The 20014-nt window shown below is 41.2% G+C and carries 17 protein-coding genes and 1 riboswitch; of the genes, 12 read left to right on the forward strand and 5 right to left on the reverse strand.

The annotated features are described in order from the left end of the window. The first annotated feature begins 40 nt into the window (after window positions 1-40). Window positions 41-820 (forward strand): HAD-IIA family hydrolase, encoded by a 780-nt coding sequence (locus AC6CHU_RS07720; protein ID WP_251282856.1) that lies wholly within the window; start codon window positions 41-43, stop codon window positions 818-820. Window positions 821-1244: 424 nt separating this feature from the next. Then, complete coding sequence (locus tag AC6CHU_RS07725) at window positions 1245-2402, forward strand: DUF418 domain-containing protein (protein ID WP_396398065.1); 1158 nt, start codon at window positions 1245-1247, stop codon at window positions 2400-2402. A 198-nt stretch (window positions 2403-2600) separates the two neighbouring features. On the opposite strand, the gene AC6CHU_RS07730 is transcribed toward AC6CHU_RS07725, so the two are convergent. From AC6CHU_RS07730 to AC6CHU_RS07740, 3 genes are all read right to left on the reverse strand, one after another. Then, window positions 2601-4517, reverse strand: a complete 1917-nt coding sequence (locus AC6CHU_RS07730; protein ID WP_498121058.1) for a lamin tail domain-containing protein — start codon at window positions 4515-4517, stop codon at window positions 2601-2603. A 334-nt stretch (window positions 4518-4851) separates the two neighbouring features. Continuing rightward, window positions 4852-5421 (reverse strand): glycerol-3-phosphate responsive antiterminator, encoded by a 570-nt coding sequence (locus tag AC6CHU_RS07735; RefSeq protein ID WP_159867076.1) that lies wholly within the window; start codon window positions 5419-5421, stop codon window positions 4852-4854. Between the two features lie 210 nt (window positions 5422-5631). Next, on the reverse strand, window positions 5632-6594 hold the full coding sequence (locus tag AC6CHU_RS07740; RefSeq protein ID WP_159867079.1) for a helix-turn-helix transcriptional regulator: 963 nt from the start codon (window positions 6592-6594) through the stop codon (window positions 5632-5634). 95 nt (window positions 6595-6689) lie between these two features. Between AC6CHU_RS07740 and AC6CHU_RS07745 the strand changes: the two genes are divergently transcribed. Together AC6CHU_RS07745 and AC6CHU_RS07750 are read left to right on the forward strand one after the other, a co-directional pair. Next, entirely contained in the window at window positions 6690-7601 is a 912-nt protein-coding gene (locus AC6CHU_RS07745; protein ID WP_498121061.1) for an SDR family oxidoreductase, read from the forward strand. Between the two features lie 161 nt (window positions 7602-7762). Then, window positions 7763-9820 carry a DUF4179 domain-containing protein gene (locus tag AC6CHU_RS07750; RefSeq protein ID WP_498121063.1) on the forward strand — a complete coding sequence of 686 codons (2058 nt, stop codon included), beginning with the start codon at window positions 7763-7765 and terminating at the stop codon, window positions 9818-9820. A 21-nt stretch (window positions 9821-9841) separates the two neighbouring features. Here AC6CHU_RS07750 and AC6CHU_RS07755 read toward each other — a convergent pair whose 3' ends face one another. After that, window positions 9842-10537, reverse strand: a complete 696-nt coding sequence (locus AC6CHU_RS07755) for a FadR/GntR family transcriptional regulator (protein ID WP_159867088.1) — start codon at window positions 10535-10537, stop codon at window positions 9842-9844. 198 nt (window positions 10538-10735) lie between these two features. On the opposite strand from AC6CHU_RS07755, the gene AC6CHU_RS07760 reads away from it, so the two are divergent. The 7 genes from AC6CHU_RS07760 (at window position 10736) to add (ending at window position 18583) form a co-directional block, all read left to right on the forward strand. Continuing rightward, entirely contained in the window at window positions 10736-12127 is a 1392-nt protein-coding gene (locus AC6CHU_RS07760) for an FAD-binding oxidoreductase (protein ID WP_251282859.1), read from the forward strand. 4 nt (window positions 12128-12131) lie between these two features. Continuing rightward, window positions 12132-13106, forward strand: a complete 975-nt coding sequence (locus AC6CHU_RS07765) for a bile acid:sodium symporter family protein (protein ID WP_159867094.1) — start codon at window positions 12132-12134, stop codon at window positions 13104-13106. A 260-nt stretch (window positions 13107-13366) separates the two neighbouring features. Then, on the forward strand, window positions 13367-14734 hold the full coding sequence (glpT, locus tag AC6CHU_RS07770) for a glycerol-3-phosphate transporter (protein ID WP_498121067.1): 1368 nt from the start codon (window positions 13367-13369) through the stop codon (window positions 14732-14734). 134 nt (window positions 14735-14868) lie between these two features. Further along, the gene (locus tag AC6CHU_RS07775) at window positions 14869-15633 is read left to right on the forward strand and encodes an NUDIX domain-containing protein (RefSeq protein ID WP_251282861.1); all 765 of its coding nucleotides are present in this window, start codon (window positions 14869-14871) and stop codon (window positions 15631-15633) included. Between the two features lie 29 nt (window positions 15634-15662). Then, window positions 15663-16358 (forward strand): nicotinamide riboside transporter PnuC, encoded by a 696-nt coding sequence (pnuC, locus tag AC6CHU_RS07780; RefSeq protein WP_251282862.1) that lies wholly within the window; start codon window positions 15663-15665, stop codon window positions 16356-16358. Continuing rightward, window positions 16359-17381 carry a multifunctional transcriptional regulator/nicotinamide-nucleotide adenylyltransferase/ribosylnicotinamide kinase NadR gene (gene nadR, locus AC6CHU_RS07785; RefSeq protein ID WP_498121069.1) on the forward strand — a complete coding sequence of 341 codons (1023 nt, stop codon included), beginning with the start codon at window positions 16359-16361 and terminating at the stop codon, window positions 17379-17381. Between the two features lie 45 nt (window positions 17382-17426). Continuing rightward, window positions 17427-17526, forward strand: a riboswitch (purine riboswitch). A 55-nt stretch (window positions 17527-17581) separates the two neighbouring features. Then, entirely contained in the window at window positions 17582-18583 is a 1002-nt protein-coding gene (add, locus tag AC6CHU_RS07790) for an adenosine deaminase (RefSeq protein WP_251282864.1), read from the forward strand. Between the two features lie 72 nt (window positions 18584-18655). On the opposite strand, the gene AC6CHU_RS07795 is transcribed toward add, so the two are convergent. Next, window positions 18656-19159 (reverse strand): GNAT family N-acetyltransferase, encoded by a 504-nt coding sequence (locus tag AC6CHU_RS07795; protein WP_251282865.1) that lies wholly within the window; start codon window positions 19157-19159, stop codon window positions 18656-18658. Between the two features lie 228 nt (window positions 19160-19387). Between AC6CHU_RS07795 and AC6CHU_RS07800 the strand changes: the two genes are divergently transcribed. After that, window positions 19388-19918: a cell wall hydrolase gene (locus AC6CHU_RS07800; protein ID WP_251282866.1), complete on the forward strand. Its 531-nt coding sequence runs from the start codon at window positions 19388-19390 to the stop codon at window positions 19916-19918. Window positions 19919-20014 lie beyond the last annotated feature (96 nt).

Raw genomic sequence — 20014 nt, forward strand, 5'->3', positions numbered from 1 at the left:
ACCCTGATCGAAGTTTCACTTTATTGGATGGAGGAGACCAATGAGAAACTTGAAAGGATATATTTTTGACTTGGATGGCACCGTATATCTTGGGAAGCAATTGATTGAAGGAGCAGAGACGGTTATCAACTCCCTTCTGAATGAGGGAAAGAAGGTGCTGTTCCTTACAAATAAGACGATTGAATCGCGTCAGCGTTATGTGGAAAAGCTTCGCGGCTTCAAGATCAATGCAAGCCTTGAGAACATTTTGAATCCGACGCTTACTCTGATTGACTATTTGCGGGAACACCATCCTGATGCCGCGCTGTATGTGATTGGAGAGCAGCCAATCAAAGATGAACTGGCTCTTGCCGGCTTCGAGGAAGCGCTGGCACCGGCAGAGGTTGACGTTGTTATCCTGTCATGGGATCGGAATTTTCACTATGATCATTTAAATTTTGCCTTTCAAGCGGTAAAGCTAGGAGCAAAGATGATAGCCACCAATCCTGACAGAACCTGTCCCATGGAGGCCGGCGAAGTTCCGGATTGTGCCGGAATGATTGGTGCTGTGGAAGCGGTTTGTGGTAAGTCGATTGATGTACAGATTGGAAAGCCATCCATCCTTACAATTGAAGCAGCATTGAAAATACTGCATCTTAAGCCGGATGATTGTATTATGGTCGGTGATCGTCTTGAAACGGATATCCGGATGGGGAACGAAGCTGGAATGAAAACAGCACTTGTTCTTAGCGGGATTACTGCCGCGGAGGACTTGGAGGCTTCTCCGTGGAAGCCAGATTATGTATTATCTTCAGTTTGTGGATTGCTATCAGTAAAATGACAAACAAACAAGCAGAAGTATAACATTCAGCAGCATCGTATCGGTGGGGGAATATACAAATAGCCAACATCTTAGCAGACCAATTTGCTTAAAATTGGTCTTTTTTTTTTATTACTGATAATAGGGCGTTCAGCTTGGTAATTTTGATATTAATTTGAATCATATATTTGCGTTGTTGATTTTATAGGCAGGTTCATTAAGGGGAAATTAGTAAACAGCTTAGTGAGAACTTAGAACGAATTTGATGATCACAGTTAGATTTTAGATGGCCAACACTATTTAACTTTTATTTTTATCCTATTGAAAAATAATTGAATCTAGGTGTTATATTATTAGTAATAAAAAATTGTGATAAAACGATATGGATGTTCAGAATAGATAATATTGTATTTAGGTTCCATACAAGATCAAGGAGGAGAGTTTTATAAACGCACAACAAAATAATCACACATATAATAAACGGGCAATTTCATTAGATTTAGCTAGAGGATTCATGCTTTTGTTGATTGTACTTGCTCATGCGCCATTATACTTATACGCTTCCGATCCGGGGATTATGAGTCGCCCTAAGAGCATTACTTTTATAGACTCATTGATAAATACTTTCGGAGAATTGTTTATAGATAACCGTGCACGGCCGCTGTTTGCTGTTTTATTTGGATATGGGTTAGTTTTGAGCTTTGAAAAACAGCTTTCACGAGGCAGTACGATAAAAGCCGCGATTAAAATCATTAGACGGAGATGTTATTATTTAATCGTATTCGGAATTATTTTAGCTGTATTTATTGGGGGACAAGACATATTGATGGCTTATGGTGTAGCCGGTCTGCTGGTAAGCTGGCTGCTGCCGCGTGATAACAGGGTTTTAATTAAAGCTGCGGCCATCATTTGTATCGTTATACTGTTTTATTTACCATTTGTATGGGGTTCATTTTTGAATGAAATGGGCAGGTATGGGTTTGGAAGTGATTTTTCGAGGGATGACCATTATATTCAGTTACTAACTGAGGCAATTGTTTCGTTCCCTATTGTTCCTATCTTCATTCATTTTCTTTTCCCCATTATCCCTTCAGTACTCTTAGGGATTTGGAGTGGGAGGAAACGTCTTTTAACAGATCCTCATGCGCACCATAAGAGATTAAAAATAATTGCTGTAATAGGAATTACAATATCAATAATTGGCGCTGTTCCTTTAGTGATGATTGGTGAAGTATGGAAACCTGGCTATTTTGCAGCCGGAATCATTTGGGGTATTCACATTATAACTGGTATGGCTGCTGGAATCGGATATGCCGCATTATTTGGAGTAATTGGGAACCATATTAAAAAGTCTGATTGGATCACAAATTCAATAGTTGCATTAGGACAGCGTTCGCTTACATTTTATGTCTTGAATGAAGCCATGTTAGTCATCCTATTGTCGCCCGCAGCCTTGGATTTAGGCGGAACATTAACCAGCAGCGGAGTTACAGCGGCTGCTATTTTCCTATGGATAGCTGCTGTCATAATTGCATCTATTTTAGCAAAATACAATAGGAAAGGACCACTTGAACATCTAATGCGCCGGTTAGTTTATAAGTAATAAAAGCCAGGTTGCCTTTTTCAAGTTCAATATGGAATGAAATTATTTAAAATAAAATGCTATGCAGCAGTATACAACAATTAAAGCTTGAGGGTGAATTTAATCCTCAAGCTTTTTGCTTTATATTTTATTTGTATTTCTTCACTTTATTAGTTTTTCTATGACCACAAAGTTACTAACATACTGCTCATTTTTTTGTTATTCAATCCCTTTATCTTCTTTCATCAATTTCTTCATATCAATTCTGAGCATCCGGTCCATCGGGTAGGTGGTCGTATATCGGTATTTATCTGCTCCAGATTCAAATACGACGTAGAGTTCTTTTTGTACTTCTACTATTCCTTCTGGCATTGGAATGGCTTCGATACTCTGGCGCGGTTTTGCAGTGTGTCCATCAAGGAACCAAAGGGGCACTTCTTTTCCTTCAACAGCGACATAGGAATGAGGGTCTTCTTTTAACGGGTACTCATACCGATAAAGCACACTATCATTTGCTCTTCCGTAGGATGTACTTAGTATAATTCCATTCCTTGCAGCTTTTTGTATAATGGCACCTTGGACTTTTCCAGTCGTTGAAAGGACGTAATCGGGCAAAGCATGGTCAAGTGAACCATTCCAATGTTCTTCTGAAAGCATGTCGTTGCTTCGCTCCAAATCGAAGCCGATCATCCAGGCATAATGCATCTCACCATCTCTGTTTTCAATATGGTGGGATGGATCAGTCGGATAGGCGCTTGCCTCATAAAATTCACCGACCCAGAGAATACCTTCATCATAAACTGTGTAAGCTGCTTCGACCGGTAATGGTATTTGTCTTGTGAACTGGATTTCTCCATTATTTTCGGCTTTTGCCAGGTCACTTAATTTGAAGCTGAACAAGTAATTCTCTGATGCGACCCAGCCATGATCGCGACTAACCGTAACGCCTCCTGCGTGACCGGTATAAGGGGTGCCGTCAGTATTATAAAGGACAACTGATTTCACCAGCTTGCCTGACGTGCGATCTGTTACGGTAATGGTACCCGGCCGAATGCCATCATCGACATAGCTTATGGTCAGCAGCCAATCTTTTTTCTTATAATAGGATAACCCTTGAGGGACGAGACCTTCCGCTAGTCCAGCAATCACTGGTCCGTCAGAACTAATATCCCATAGACCTTGATAGGCTGGGTCCTTTAGATGTTTCCAGCGTTCAAGCTGCGTAATGATTTGGTGTTCAGGGGTGACTTGTACTGGCTCCGATTTTTCCGATATATTCCCAGATGTATCCTCTGCGCTAACTTGTAATGTGTAGGTTTGGCTGCCAATTAACAGATAAAGCTGAAAATCTGTACTTGATGCATCAACAGAATATTCGAGCTGTCCATCTTTGTAAATGTGATAACGAAATAGGTCTGATTCATTTGAAGTGCCCCAGCTCAATGCAGCATTTCCGTTGCCAGCAGTCGCCGACAGATTGGCAGGTGGATTCGGAGCTTCCTGATCTGATACTGGACGGGCTGGAGCCTGACCTTCTGCCAGCCATCCCGGAGTAGGGTTTTGGTTGATCCCTAACTTTTTCATTGTCCTTGTATTGTTCTCAGGATAAGTATACGTGACCGTTTTCTTTACTAACACATCGTCCTTTGAATAAACGACTTTGACAACTTCACTGCCATTAGGATCATATACAGTTAGTGTGCTGCCGCCATTGACCAGGCCGCTGATATTACTTAGGGTGATGGTATCTTCCTCTTTTAAATACTTGCTTTTATAGGAATAGAAATAGTTATAGTTGAAAGCTTCCAGTGAGATCGGGCTGATTGCTGCGGTTTTTGTCCAGACCACCACAGTTTCCCAAGGCATTAAAATATATGATTCCTGTATTTTTTCATTCCAATTGTGGGAGGCGAACCGGTAATCTTTCAGGTCTATTTTATTCGGGCTATTGTTATAAAGCTCAAAGTATTCAAATGCATCATTACCCCCGTAGTTATCTGTATTAGGAATCAATTCCGTGATCAGCAGACCGGGTGCGCCTGCCTCTTCTGCCTTGGCTTCCTGTGCTGGCATTAGTGCCATTCCAATTCCTATTACAAGCATAAGAACAGATACCCATTTGAATTGAATTTTCAACATAAATCCTCCTTTTTAAAAGGTTTTTTATGAAAAATGAAAAGAACCCATGACAACAGAGTGTACGATGCCGTACACACAGTTGCACAGGGTTCTCCTCATCTCTACCCGCTATTTTTAATATTTAATTAATCATACAATGGGGGATTGGGGGCGGCAATGTGCATTTAGTATGATTTTTAAGTTTATTCTGAATTATCTGATCGATAATCGGTAGAGAAGCATTTGGACTATAAAACCATTACAAAGAAATGCAACGTATTGGAAGAGAGCGAGATTATTAGTTTACCTTTTCCAAGGTATAAGAAATAAGAAAGGCAGAAAGTAAAAAGAGTTAGAGATCCAAATTCCATAGCTTTGGATTGCCGGAGGAAATGGCGAGTGCACCGGCTCCTAATCCATTCAAAATGTCCTCCTTATTACTGATCAGGCCACCAGCGATGATTGGCAGTGCAGTCATTGTCGTCAGTTTATCAATGACAGATGGCATGAGGCCAGGCAGGACTTCAATTGCATCCGGCTTACAGTTATGCGCGATATCGATTCCTTTGACCAGTGCATTGCGATCGATAAGAAAAAGGCGCTGGATTGTCATTAGGCCTTCTTCTTTAGCATATTTAACCAGGTTGCTCTTTGTTGTAATAATGCCGGCTGGCTTCCAGATTTCTGCTATGTATTTAATAGCGCTCTTCGTGTTGGACAGTCCATCGATAAAATCAATGTGGATGAATGCAGTTTTGCCGGCTTGCTTTAGTTTTTTCAGGTAACCGTTCATAGTAATCAAATTTCCAGTAAGGATGAAAACCATGTTGGCTTTTGAATGAATGGCCTTTTCCAGGTCTCCTTCTTCCTTTATTGAAGCAATCACTTGGGATTGTACAATGTCTATTATGTTTTGTTTCATCTACTATTCCCCTTTTTTAATGTCTGATTATTCTATACCTTATCTTGTGTTTGAACAAATTAAGCATTTGTAATTCTGCTATCACTTTTGAAGGAACCAGGTTAATAGGTCTCTATATTTTATTCAAGAGAATAGACAATAATGATTGGAACGCTGTATTTACGAATTGAGTTTGATATAGAAAAGCTTGTTTTCTGCATCCTCCGCTATTCAGCATTTCCCATATAATTGAACAACACTTTCAGCCATTTCCTTCACACTCTTCATAAGCGAAACAGGTTTTATAATCCTCATTTGATCCCCGAACCCAAGTATATACCCGCATGCTTCCTGCTCAGAAGGAAAGCAGAGGCTAGCAGGAATCCACCCATTTTCCGCAGGAGAATCCGTATGAAGGACTTGAACAAATCGACCAGTAAAATTAATCCGCTCCATAATGGCTGGTGCAATCTCCACTTCAACCTCAAATTTAGGCAGGCTGCTAATGAATGTCTGCTTCGATTCCTGCCAATAGGCACCGAGATCAAAGTGATCCGGCCTGGTGAAAAACTGATTAATCACTACGGCATCAACAATTCTTGAAACACGGTACGTCTTTATCTTGGCATCAGAAACAGCTGCAAGATACCAGGTGTTCCCTTTGGCGACCAGTCCCAGCGGCTCAACTATTCTTTTGCTTGTCTGTTTGTCTGCTTTTTCGTATTGAATCTGAAGCTTTTTCTCCTCCCATACCGCCTGCTGAAGTACTCCAAAAGATTTCATTTCCCGTGGTGTCTGCCTCCATGTGCCGGTATCGAAATGAATCCGGTTGGAAATATCCTTCACATCCTCTTTCAGTGGAGCTGGAATGGCCGCCAGGAGTTTCTGGCGTGCTTCTTTCCAATCATTGCTGATGCCAAGGTCAGCAAGGTGCTCGATGGAAGGGGAGAGAAGAAGTGTTTTGATTTCAGCGGCTTTTAACCCGGTAAGATTTGTTCTGTAATTCTCAAGAAGTTTCCAGCCTCCGAATTTTCCCCGTTCAGCCAGGACTGGGATGCCAGCACCGCTTAAGGCTTCCATATCCCGGTGAATGGTCCGCTCTGTTACCTCCAATTCTTTTGCCAATTCCCTCGTGGTCATTCGTTCGTTATTTTGAAGCATTAAAACGATGGCAATGAGTCTGTCTGCGCGCAATCTATTCACTCCTGGTAAAATAGTTTTAAATATGACAATGGATGTCAACATTAATGATTATAGTATAGATATAACACAAAAGGGGGCAGATCAAAATGAGATCATTAAATGGGAAGGTGGCGCTGGTAGCCGGCGGAACACGGGGAGCTGGCCGCGGCATTGCCATGGAGCTTGGTGCTGCAGGTGCAACCGTTTATATTACAGGCCGTACTACGCGCAATAAGATGTCGGAATATGGACGCAAAGAGACAATAGAGGAAACTGCTGAATTGGTCAATGAGCTGGGCGGAACTGGAATAGCTGTCCAGGTGGATCATCTTATGGCAGATCAGATACAGTCTTTAATTGAAAAAATTGAGAGAGAACATGGCAGGCTGGATATCCTCGTTAATGATATATGGGGAAGCGAAAATTTGATTGAATGGGACATTCCTGTGTGGGAGCATTCACTGGAAAAAGGGATGAGAATGCTTCGTTTGGCGATTGATACGCATATTAACACAAGTCATTATGCCCTTCCGCTTCTGATCAAAAACAAAGGGGGATTAGTGGTTGAAGTAACAGACGGAACAGAAGAGTATAATCACGATCGCTACCGGGTGTCTATGTTTTATGACTTGGCCAAAAGCTCAGTTATCCGTATGGCCAAAGCATTGGCCCATGAACTTTCGCCTTATGATTGCACGTCGGTTGCTGTTTCACCCGGATGGATGCGTTCAGAAATTATGCTTGAGGTGTTTGGGGTCAGAGAAGAGAATTGGAAGGATGCCACCCAAAAGGAGCCTCATTTTGTGATATCTGAAACACCAAGGTTTATAGGGCGGGCAATTAGTGCCATTGCAAAAGATCCTGATAAAAAACGGTTGACCGGCAGATCCTTCTCAAGCGGTGAGCTGGCGAAAATGTATCATTTTTATGATTTGGATGGTTCTCAGCCGGAGGCTTTCAGGTACCTGGCTGAGGTCCAGGAGGCGGGAAAGCCGGCCAATGCTGAGGGATATAGATAGCTTTTCATTGGAAAACACCTTTGCAGACCTGTAAAGGTGTTTTAGATATGTCTAAGGGAATATCATTACATCCAAATTTTGGTGAATTTTATCCCTCTAATTGGTATAATAAAACCAGGTATAAAAAAATAATTAGGCTCAGGTTAGAGGGGAGAATGACCTTGATCATCCCAGCAAAAAACAACCCCGTTTTACCAGTAACGAAAAGAGTAAAAGACATAGAATCCATCGTTAACTGGTTTGAAAAGCATCAGCGATCCTTTTATGCACTTGGCTGGTCCTATCTTGGAAAACAGGCCAAAATAGAGGAACTTTTTTATAGGTCCATTTTACAGGTGCAAAAGGAGCTGCGGAAATTTACAAGCAATACTTCTTTTGAGATATCGGTTTTATCCATTTTTATGCAAGTCTGCCGGGAGCTTTCTATTGATAATAGTTTAACCGCTTCAGAGGAAACTATTTTTCATGTCCTCCAACAGTTAAAAGAACCGGAAAGAGCAGTGCTGGTCTTAACCTATATTAAAGGAATTTCTATGGAAGAAACAGCGCAGCTTCTCCACGTGCCGCCCCAACAGATAAAGGAGCTTATATTTTCCGGATTACAATTACTCAGAAAAGGATTGGGGAATGGAGTGGCCTATCAGGGCTGTCATGAGTACCAAAAGCATTACGTGGATTACCTGGAAAGAAAACTGGAACGGCCGCAGAAAATTGATTTTGAAAAGCATATTTATCATTGCCAGGACTGCCAGGATGATTTAGCATCTTTGCAGGAAACGATCCTGAAGTTCTCAGAAACCATTGATTCATTTAGCGTGTCGGCAGGTTTTATGGAAAACGTAAAGGAACGGATTTTATATAGGGAAAACCTCCTGAATCAGAAGAAGAAAAAACGTAAAAGAATGGGACTCATTTCAGCTGGTGTTGTCGCGATTTTCTTGTGTACAGGCTTTTTCACCGGAGCTTTTTCAAAGATCTATTACTCATTGACGGAAGAAAATGTGGAGCTGCGCGTTTTTCTTCAGGAGGGTCTGGGTGAAAGGCTTGGACTCGAAGCGGAAAGCGATGGAGTAATTATACGGATTAAGAGTGTGATTGCTGATGAAATTCAAACTCTAATTTTTTATGAGATAGAAGATACCAAAGATAACGGCCAATATATGATAAATATAGACGATGGGGTTATTATCGAGGATGAAATGAAAATAATGGTGGCAAATACCTATCCAAGGTACTATCCGCCAGATATGGAGTCAAATCTTAATCAACAGGAAAAGACTATTTATCATGGGAAACTGAGTCTAAGGCCACTTGAAGAAGAGACAGGTACTATAAAACTTAAAATCAACAAAGTGATGAAACTAAAACGTCATTCCCCTGATGCCTTTTTCGATATGGAGCCGGAAAAAGGGGAATGGAACTTTGAAATTCCGTTCACAAAAAATCCCTCTATCAAATATACATTGAATGAAGTAGTTGATATAGAGGGAGCAGAAGTTTTGATTGATAGACTAATTCTTGCTCCAACAGCGACTATACTGGAATATGGTCTCAAAAATGAGGTGACGGAGAAGAAGCGGATCGACATGATTAATTTTAAAAATTTGGAAATTAATAACGGCATAGCGGAAGCTGACATGTATGGAAACTCCTATGTGCATGCACAGAATGATTTACGTTGGAGCAAGTTCCAAGCACATTTTGAACCTCTTTTTGAAAAAGGAACCGATAGGGTTAAAGTGCGCTTCGAGAGTGTTTATTTGTCAGTAGAAGACCATAAAAGGATTGCACTTGATGCGGCCAAGGAATATCCTAAAACCTTTGAATATGCAGGCAGCATTATTTCTATTGATAAGGTGGAAAGCGGGCAGCCTGCTACGGTTGTTTTCAGCAATCATGAAGTTAAGAATCGGGTGTATGAATCACTTAATTTCAATATAATCACTGATGAAGGTAAAGAATCCTCAATGGAGATGGACCATGAAGGAGTTGTTATGGATAAAAACGGAAAAGAATCTGATATGAAAAAGATTACGACGAAACTATACAATGAAATGGAGCAGCCCCGCCACTTCTTTACTGTGCAAAGCACAAAGATACATGGGAAAAATGTAACTCCTAAATCATTGGAGATATACGGTTATAGCACGACAAAATATTTAGATGATGAAATAGAGCTAAAAACTGAGCTGATTGAAATAGATGAAGCAGGTACCTGAATGGTGCCTGCTTCTTTTTCATTAAATCATCGACTCTACCAGTTCATTCCTGATTTTCGTAATATGCCATTCCATTAATTCTTTTGCTCTATCACCATCTCCAGAGGCAATAGCAAGATAAATTTCTTTATGTTCTGCCATTGTATCCTCGTAACGGGCCGGATCCTTAAAGCGATGGTTCTGTGTAGCTCGAATAGTATCTTCCATATGTCCCTTGAGAGTATGGATCAATTTAATGAAAATGGAATTATGGGTGGCTTCCGCAATTCCGATGTGAAAATCAAGATCGGCCTTTAACCCTAATTCCGGGTCTTGTTTGGACAGGGCCATATGATTTAAAGCTATTCGCAGCTTCTCCAAGTCTGCAGAAGTGGCTCTTTTGGCAGCAAGGAAGGAGGATTCGACCTCCAAGGCACGCCTGAGCTCAAGCATTTCATAAACTAAAGGATTTTCTGCTTTGACAGCTGTGATGATGTCTTCTTTGCTGGATTGGATGCCGGAGACTTTAATATAGCTTCCGCCCCCTTGGCGGATATCGATGAGCCCATTTAGTTCCAGAGTTCTAAGGGCCTCCCTGATGGTTGTCCGGCTGACATTAAATTTACATGCCAATTCTCTTTCTGAAGGCAGCCGTTCACCCGGTTTAACATTGCCCCCCAAATAGCATTCTATCAATTTATCTGCTAAAACCAGATAGGTCTTTTTTTTCTCCGCCATTCCCGTACCCTCATTTCAAAATAGGTCCCTTTTACTTTCCTAAATGTAACAGACATGAAATCTATTAATCAATGCCTTAAAAATAATTAAATAAATAATTGAATTTTTCTGATAAGTTAGTATAATTGACTTAACTTGTTGGACCAATTATAGCATTGGTTTGACCAAATTTTCAGCAGAAGAAAGAAGGAGTATAGGATGGAAACAGCTAGTATGAGCCTCATGCATGCTTTGAAAGAGGTGCTTTCTGATCAGCAGGTAACAGAAAATCAGACAGTAAGAGAATTGCATGGCAGGGATGAATCATACCATAAAGAGAGTCTTCCCGATCTTGTGGTTTTTCCGGAAACAGCCCAGCAGGTCAGTGAAGTGGTAAAGCTGGCAAGAGAATATAAAGTTCCCATCGTTCCTTTTGGGCTGGGATCCAGTCTTGAGGGGCATGTGATACCGTACGAACATGGAATTACGATTGACTTTTCATTGATGAATAAAATCCTCGAAGTGCGTGAAAAAGATTTTCTTGTCCGTGTACAGCCTGGCGTCACCCGCACACAGCTTAACAAAGAATTGAAAAAATATGGGCTGTTTTTCTCTGTGGATCCGGGAGCGGATGCCACACTTGGCGGAATGGCAGCAACCAATGCGAGTGGAACTACATCGGTTAAATATGGGGTCATGCGTGATCAGGTGCGTGATCTGGAAGTAGTTTTGGCTGATGGATCGATCATACATACAGGCAATTTAGCAGCTAAATCCTCCTCAGGATACCATCTGAATGGGTTTTTCGTTGGATCTGAGGGGACGCTTGGATGCTTTACAGAATTGACATTACGAGTATATGGAATTCCAGAGCATGTGATGGCAGCGAGAGCTTCTTTTCCTTCACTGAATGATGCGGTTGAAGCCGTAGTTTCCATTTTACAGGCAGGGGTTCCGATTGCGAGGGTGGAGCTTGTCGATGAGCCATCCATGAAGCAGGTGAACCTGTTCAGTGAAACCAATTATAACGAACGTCCGACACTCTTTTTGGAGTTTCACGGCAATGAAGCTGGTTTGATGCAGGATGTTGCATTCACCAGAGAAATTGTCGAAGACCATCACTGTCTCGATATTGAAATTGAAACCGATAATGCAGCAAGAAACCGCTTGTGGGAGGCCCGGCATAACCTTGCTTATGCATATATCCATGGCCATCCCGGGAAGAAAATGATGGTAACTGATGTATGCCTGCCGATTTCAGAACTTTCTGGCGCTATCAGCCATGCCAGGGAAGCGGTCGAAGCACTTGGGCTTCCTGGAGGAATCGTCGGGCATGTGGGGGATGGAAACTACCATACACTCCTGATGATTGATATGGGTAACCCTGATGAGGTGGAAAAGGCAGAAAAGTTCAATGAACAAATCGTCCTCTATGCTCTTGAGCGGGGCGGCACCTGCACGGGTGAGCATGGTGTAGGGGTTGGCAAGCAGAAATATCAGCAAAAAGAACATGGTCAGGCGCTGATGGTTATGGAAAAAATTAAACGCGCCCTGGATCCGGATAACCTCTTTAATCCAAATAAAATCTTGAAGACAAAAGAAGGAGCGTGATGATATGAAGGTTTTAGAAGCAATCAGTACTATTGCCGGTAAATATTTTGCCGTGTGGGTTATCTTAACATCGGTTATTGCTTTTATGTTTCCAGACCCGTTTTTAGGGCTGGGAGGCTATATCACCATCCTTCTCGGTGTTGTCATGTTTGGAATGGGACTCACATTAAAGGCAGTCGATTTTAAAATTATTTTTACGAAACCTCTGCCGGTGGTAATTGGAGTATGTGCCCAATTCATCATCATGCCGCTGGTCGCTTTCGTCATTGCAAAACTTTTGAACTTGCCGGCAGAATTGGCAGCAGGCCTGGTATTGCTCGGATGTGTACCAGGGGGAACTGCCTCTAACGTTATGGTGTATCTGGCTAAGGGCAATGTTCCCTTGTCCATAGCCATGACTTCCGTATCAACTTTACTCGCGCCAATCATGACACCGCTGCTTCTCCTCCTGCTTGCGGGCCAGTGGATGCCGGTTGATGCAGTGGCCATGTTTATGTCTATTGTCCAGGTCATTATTGTACCAATTGTTTTGGGATTGGCAATTAAGAAATTCTTCCCCGTGGCAGTGGAAAAAAGCTTAACAGTTTTACCGTTAATTTCAGTGGCAGCTATTATTACCATCGTGGCTGCAGTCGTCTCAGGTAATTCGGCAACTATTGCTGCATCAGGACTTCTGATTTTTACAGCTGTCATGCTGCACAATGGTTTTGGACTCATGATTGGCTACTTGGCAGGAAAAGCGCTTGGACAGGGTGAAGTAAACCGGAGAGCGATTGCCATTGAAGTTGGCATGCAGAACTCAGGGCTTGGTGTTGCACTTGCGACTGCACACTTTGGTCCCCTGGCGGCGCTTCCAAGCGTACTGGCAGCTGCCTGGCACAACATTTCAGGACCGATTCTTGCGACTTATTGGTCTAAAAAACCTGTTGGTGAAAGTGAAGTTGAAACGCCAGTTAAGCCAGCTGAAGTGAAACTGTAGATATGAATTTAGGTGTCCGCTCTTTTAGATTGAGAGGGCGGGCATTATTTTGAGCCATCGAAAATTGGCTAAAAATTTTACTAGCTATTGACAACGTTTACATATAATACTAGAATTGTGACATGACAAGTTAACTATGGTGGAGAAACGGAGAACCCATGCTTTTTTACACTTCCATTCCCGGAAGTGTTATTAAAGTGTGGGTTTTGTTTTTTTTAGCAGTTAATAATGTTGTCGAATAGATCTATGGGGGGAAATAAATGTTCAAAATGTTTAAGCCTGCTCCTCCAATTGAGAGATTGCCTGAAGAACAAATTGATTCTGAGTATAAGAAACTTAGATTTCAAGTCTTTCTGGGAATTTTCATTGGTTATGCAGCGTATTACTTGATTCGGAAGAACTTCTCGCTGGCTATGCCGTACTTTATTGAAGAAGGATTCTCCAAAACTGAACTTGGTTTTGCACTATCAGCTATTTCGATTTCCTATGGCATCAGTAAATTCGTCATGGGGACCTTTTCAGATCGGAGTAATCCAAGAGTGTTCTTGCCTGCAGGGTTAATTCTTTCTGCAATTATTTCTTTATTAATGGGGTTTGTACCTTTCTTTACTTCGTCTGTTTCCATCATGTTTATTATGCTTTTCTTAAATGGATGGTTCCAGGGAATGGGCTGGCCGCCATCTGGCCGTGTTCTGGTACACTGGTTCAGCATCAATGAAAGAGGAAACAAAACAGCCATTTGGAATGTAGCTCATAACGTCGGCGGCGGTCTAATGGCACCTCTGGCTGTGGCGGGTGCAGCATTGTTCGCTGGCATAGCCGGTACCTCTTCTTCAGGCTATGAAGGTGTATTCATTTTACCGGCACTCGTAGCTATTGTTATTGCATTCATGGCCTACTTCCTCATTCGTGATACTCCCCAATCGGCTGGGCTGCCATCCATTGAAGAATATCGCAATGATTATCCAAGCAGAAGCAAGAAAACCTTTGAGACTGAATTAACAACAAAAGAAATTCTTTTCAAGTATGTATTAAATAATAAATGGGTTTGGGCAATTGCTATTGCTAATATTTTCGTTTATTTCGTCCGTTATGGTGTACTGGACTGGGCACCAACATATTTGAGCGAGGAGAAAGGCTTCGATATGAGCAAATCCAGTGTAGCCTATTTTTTATATGAGTGGGCAGGTATACCAGGAACACTATTATGCGGATGGATCTCAGATAAGTTTTTCAAAGGGCGCCGAGGTCCTGCAGGATTTGTATTTATGCTGGGAGTATTAATCGCAGTCCTTGTTTACTGGTTTAACCCTGCAGGTAATCCAACGATAGACATGATTTGTCTGATTGCGATCGGTTTCCTTATTTATGGACCGGTAATGTTAATTGGCCTTCAGGCACTTGATTTTGTTCCTAAAAAGGCTGCCGGAACTGCCGCAGGATTAACTGGATTGTTTGGTTACCTCGGAGGTACTGTAACTGCTAATGCGTTAATGGGTGTCATCGTAGATGCATCCGGATGGGATGCAGGATTTATGCTGTTAACCGCATCTTGTGTACTTGCAGCCCTCATTTTTGCAGTAACATGGAATGTAAGGGGACAAGAAGTAGTTAAAAATCAGCATTAAGACTTAGAAAACTGCTCAAATTATTGGGCAGTTTTTTTTTCATACTAATGAGAAACGTATTGACTAACAGAAAAAAATGGAATATATTTTAATTAACAATTAACAAAATGTTAATTAATAAGAGGTGAACCAATTTGAAGAATAAGTTTATTACCCCTGACGGTTATACAAGTGATATTGCGGTTTTTACCATCACATCTGAACAAGTTGGAGAGTATAAACCTCCAAAAAAAGAGCTGAAAATCATGCTGATTAAAAGAAGTGAACTGGACCATGAAGGAAATCCAAATATGGAAGCAGGTAAGTGGGCGCTTCCAGGAGGATTTGTCCGGCCAGGAGAGACAGCTTTTCAGACAGCAGAGCGAAGATTAGCGGAGGAAACCGGAGTGGAAGGGTTGAAAATAAAGCATTTTGGTGTTTATGATTCTCCTGGCCGGGATCAGCGGGGATGGATTATCTCTAATGCGCACTATGTTATCACTAATGAAGCGGCTTTAGCCAGCCGGAAAAAGACTTATGATGCATCTGAGATTGAGTTATTTTCACTTGAAGACGCAGTTAAACTTGATTTTGCTTTTGATCATCAGACCATTATCGATGATGCAGTCTGGTTTATTAAAAAAGATATGGCACTGACAACACTGGCTAAGCATTTTCTTCCAAAAGAATTCGTGCTTTCTGAACTCCAGGGCGTCTTATTGACGGTATTGGATGACTCAACGATCTCGACTGATGCTGCCTTTTTCAGAAAAGCACCGACACTTCCATTTATTGAAGCTGTAATGGAAAACGGAAAGCCTAAGAAATCAAACCGCTATTCAAAAACGCCGGCTCAGCTTTATCGATTCAATGACTTTCAGCCGATTGTGTCAGTATATCGAAACAAGCTGCAAGGGTGAAAATGCAAATATTTAAGGGAGAGATACACATGGGGATTTTTAAAAACTGGACGCGATTTGAAATTATATGGCTGATCACGTTTACACTGGTTAACATTTATCTATTCTTTGCCTGGTCTGATTCACTTCTTGGCCTGGTTTCATCTATAAGCGGCATGTTATGTGTGGTGCTGGTGGCAAAAGGTAAGATTGCAAACTATTACTTTGGTATTGTTCAAACCTTAACTTATGCTTATATTGCTTACGGATATGGTCTTTATGGTGAAGCCATGCTTAATGCCCTGTTTTATTTTCCAATACAATTTATTGGGATGTATCTATGGAGGCAGCATAAAACAAATCGCGGTGTTAAAGGGGAAGATGTGCAGGTTAAAAGCCTGACTAAAACAGGATGGTTCTATACATTAGTATCCATTTTCATTCTTACAATTGGGTATGGGTTTTTCCTTAAATATTTAGAGGGGAAATTTGTCTGGACGGATTCAGCTACTAACGTTCTTTCTATAACTGCGCAGATCTTAATGCTGAAGAGATTTGCGGAGCAATGGCTCCTCTGGATTTCCGTTAATGTTTTATCCATTATCCTGTGGACGAGTGCCCTTATCTCACAGGGGGGCAATGACTTCTCGATGTTAGTCATGTGGACTGCTTTCCTGGTCAACAGCATTTATGGATATATCAACTGGCGGAAATTATATGTGAAACAGAATAAGGAGGAGGTCTAAATGACAGTCGGATTTATTGGAGGCAAGTTTCTCCCGCTTCATCTTGGCCATGTTTATGCCATCGTTCAGGCTTCCTCCACCGTGGATAAACTGTATGTTGTGCTGTCTCATAGCGAATTGCGTGACAGACAATTATGCCAGCATTCTAAAATGCCTTATATCCCGTCTCATATCCGCTTGCGCTGGCTCAGTCAATTAACTAAAGATATGCCGCATGTGAAGGTCATATCCATTAAAGACAATCAGGGGGATGAGGATTACAACTGGGCAGAAGGTGCAGTAGAGATAAAAAAGGCAATTGGAAAGCGAATTGATTATGTATTTAGTTCAGAGTATGAATATAACGAGATCTTTACTAAACTTTATCCTGAAGCGAAACACGAATTGATTGATCCAAGCCGGAGACAGGTGAATATATCGGCAACAGCGATCCGCAATGAAGGAGTCTTTCATCATTGGGAATACATTCCGGACTTTGTTAAACCATATTTCGTTAAGAAGGTTGTAGTAGTGGGAACCGAGAGCTGCGGGAAATCTACCCTGACGAGAAATCTTGCTAAAATCTACAACACTTCTTTTGTGGAGGAATATGGCAGAACGGTTTGCGAAGAATTAGGCGGCTGCGATGGAATTATGGTGAAGGAGGATTACCACAAAATTGCATATGGCCATAAGCTTAGTGAAATTAAGGCGATTGAAAAAGCGAACAGAGTTGTTTTTATCGACACAGAGGCAATCGTGACTCAGTTTTACTCCAGCCTATACAACAATGAGCATCAAACAGTGCTGGATGAAATAGCGAACCTGCAGGATTATGACCTATGGCTATATCTTGAACCTGATGTGAAATGGGTGGATGATGGACTTCGTGTTCATGGAGAGAATGAAGTAAGGCTCCAAAACAACGATGCTCTAAAAACACTGCTGAACAACCATAAGATTAATTACAAAACCCTCAAAGGAGATTATAAGGAGCGGCTTCAGGGTGCAATAGGGCATATAGAAGAGCTGCTAAAACTTTGAATAAGTGATTGACAAAAACAATAATATTATTTATCCTTTTAAAAAACCAAATGAAATGCTTTCATTCGTATAACTCCAATAATATGGTTTGGAGGTCTCTACCAGGAACCTATAATTCCTGATTACGAAGAAGATACATGTGCTGTATTTTCTTCGTAATCAGGAATTTTTTTTTTGTAAAAAATCTAGGAGGTCAAGCTATGAATTTTACTAATATGCCTAAAATTGAACTTCACTGCCATTTGGACGGAAGTGTAAGACCTGAAACCATCATAGATATCGCGGAAAGAGATGGCATCAGCCTGCCTTCTTTTGATAAAGAAAAAATCAAAGGAGAACTAATTGCCCCGTTGGATTGCGAATCTTTGGATGAATATCTAAAAAGATTCTCCATTCCTAACTTGGTCATGCAGTCAAAGGAAAATTTAAAAAGAATTTCCTTTGAGCTTTTTGAAGATGCAGCAAATGAAAATGTGAAGTACATGGAGGTGCGCTTTGCCCCTTTACTTCATACGCGGAAGGGATTATCCGTAGAAAAAATCATCCAAAGTGTGATTGAAGGGATAAGAGAAGCTGAAGAAGTATTTGATATTAAAGGAAATATTATTTTATCATGCATGAGAACGATGAGGGCAGAAAGTGCATTTGAGGTCGTTGAAAAGGGAAGGGGATTCCTGGGAAAAGGGGTTGTCGCAATAGATTTGTGTGCTTCCGAGGAGGAAGGCTTCTGCGGGAAATTCATTGAACCGATCGCGCTGGCCAGAGAATATGGATACAAAGTCACCATTCATGCCGGTGAAACGGGAATCGGTAAAAATGTGCTGGAGGCCGTTGAATGGCTGGGAGCTGAACGAATCGGACACGGTGTATTTATTAAAGACTGTGAAGAGGCTTACAAGCTTGTAAAGGAAAAACAAGTTGTGCTTGAAATGTGCCCAACCAGCAATGTTCAAACGAAAGCGGTAAACCAATTTAGCGAACACCCAATTTCCGACTTCCATCGGGATGGAATAAAAGTAACAGTTAATACGGATAACAGAACAGTATCGGATACAACGATGGCAAAGGAGTGTGCAATAGTTTCAAAGACATTCGCTATGAGTGATCAGGATTATAAGCACATATACACAAATAGCGTGGAAGCTTCGTTTGCGGATGAAGAGACAAAGCAAAAGCTGATTGGATATGTAATGGATATCTAATAAAGAAGGTGTCTGCCCTTAGCAAAAATTATTACGTTTGGGGGCAGACACCTTAGTAAAGGATAGAAGAAGTTATTTTTCAGATGCAAATAACTTTAGATCTTCACCATCCAAAATAATGGTTCCTTCATAGTTCATGCCGATCTTTTCAAGCAGTGCTGAGGAAGAATGATTGTCTAAGGTTGTGATAGCCAATATCCGTTCCAGATCATGCTGGTTATGGCCATATTTTAATACAGCAGAAGCTGACTCAAACCCGTAGCCTTGCGTTTGATATCTGGATAAAAAAGCAAATCCAATATCTACATTGTCCAGAGTATCCCGTTTTATCAATCCGCACATTCCAATGGGAGTGTTTCCTTCCTTCCGTTCAACTATAAAGAGGCCAAAGCCCGCCTGAGAGTACATTTTCATGGGTCCGGTCACAATATAATTCTTTGCATCTTCAAGGGTACGTACACCTTTATCGCCAATATAACGAATCCATGAAGGTTCGTTTAAAAGTTCGAGAATGAATGCTGCATCATCCGGTGTTAACCAGCGAAGAATCAATCGATCAGTTTCAAGTACTTTCAACTATTTTAACACCTCGATCCTCTTAGGCTGTAACCATAAGTTTAAAATCATATTTTTTCAAATGCTATAACAAATATATAAGTTAAGTTATTATATGGGCAAATTTTTAATTCCATTTTTTGGATTGGTAATTCTCCCATTGATTCACTAATGAGTTATCCCTGTAAACCTGTTAGCCTTGTAAGTGGCCTGTTTTTGCCTAAAAACTACAAACAGGAGGTTTACAAAATGAAAAATTTAGTAACATTTGTTGCTGCCATTTCCCTCATTATGGGTTCATATAGCATGTTTCCTGCAGATCATTTCGATGCTGAGACAGTGGATCAGAAAGCTCCAGAGACACTGACATATAAAAAAGTTGAAGTTGACGCGAAGGAGTCATCATCAACGGATCATCGATTCATTAAAGAGGAAGAAAAGAAGCTGCTTGCACGTCTTGTACAAGCTGAAGCAGAAGGGGAGCCGTTTGAAGGAAAAGTTGCTGTTGCTGACGTGGTTCTGAACCGTGTCGAGCATGAACAATTCCCGGATTCGGTCAAGGAAGTTATTTATCAGAAGAATGCTTTTGAACCAGTTCAAAATGGTTCCATCAATGAACCTGCAAGCAATGAAGCAGTTCAGGCCGTTGAGAAAGCACTCATTGATAAGGAGCAAAACGATGAGCTTCTTTATTTTTATAACCCTGACACGGCTACAAGCCAGTGGATTTTTTCTCGAGAAGTAGTAAAAAAAATAGGCAACCATGCATTTGCTATATAAAGGCGCGTTCAGCATAAAAAGCTGCGCGCTTTTTTTGTTGCAGAAAAATGAAATTGGAGAAAGAATAAAAAAGAAAGATGGCCAAAATTATTAAAG

It is taken from the genome of Cytobacillus sp. GQ23, from assembly GCF_059758675.1.

Excerpts from the sequence above, each read along its gene's own strand:
- AC6CHU_RS07765 (WP_159867094.1), top strand. The coding sequence starts at position 12,132 with ATGAAGGTTTTAGAAGCAATCAGTACTATTGCCGGTAAATATTTTGCC.
- add (WP_251282864.1), top strand. The coding sequence starts at position 17,582 with ATGAATTTTACTAATATGCCTAAAATTGAACTTCACTGCCATTTGGAC.
- AC6CHU_RS07760 (WP_251282859.1), top strand. The coding sequence starts at position 10,736 with ATGGAAACAGCTAGTATGAGCCTCATGCATGCTTTGAAAGAGGTGCTT.
- AC6CHU_RS07720 (WP_251282856.1), top strand. The coding sequence starts at position 41 with ATGAGAAACTTGAAAGGATATATTTTTGACTTGGATGGCACCGTATAT.
- AC6CHU_RS07735 (WP_159867076.1), bottom strand. The coding sequence starts at position 5,421 with ATGAAACAAAACATAATAGACATTGTACAATCCCAAGTGATTGCTTCA.
- glpT (WP_498121067.1), top strand. The coding sequence starts at position 13,367 with ATGTTCAAAATGTTTAAGCCTGCTCCTCCAATTGAGAGATTGCCTGAA.
- nadR (WP_498121069.1), top strand. The coding sequence starts at position 16,359 with ATGACAGTCGGATTTATTGGAGGCAAGTTTCTCCCGCTTCATCTTGGC.
- AC6CHU_RS07745 (WP_498121061.1), top strand. The coding sequence starts at position 6,690 with ATGAGATCATTAAATGGGAAGGTGGCGCTGGTAGCCGGCGGAACACGG.
- AC6CHU_RS07755 (WP_159867088.1), bottom strand. The coding sequence starts at position 10,537 with ATGGCGGAGAAAAAAAAGACCTATCTGGTTTTAGCAGATAAATTGATA.
- pnuC (WP_251282862.1), top strand. The coding sequence starts at position 15,663 with ATGGGGATTTTTAAAAACTGGACGCGATTTGAAATTATATGGCTGATC.
- AC6CHU_RS07800 (WP_251282866.1), top strand. The coding sequence starts at position 19,388 with ATGAAAAATTTAGTAACATTTGTTGCTGCCATTTCCCTCATTATGGGT.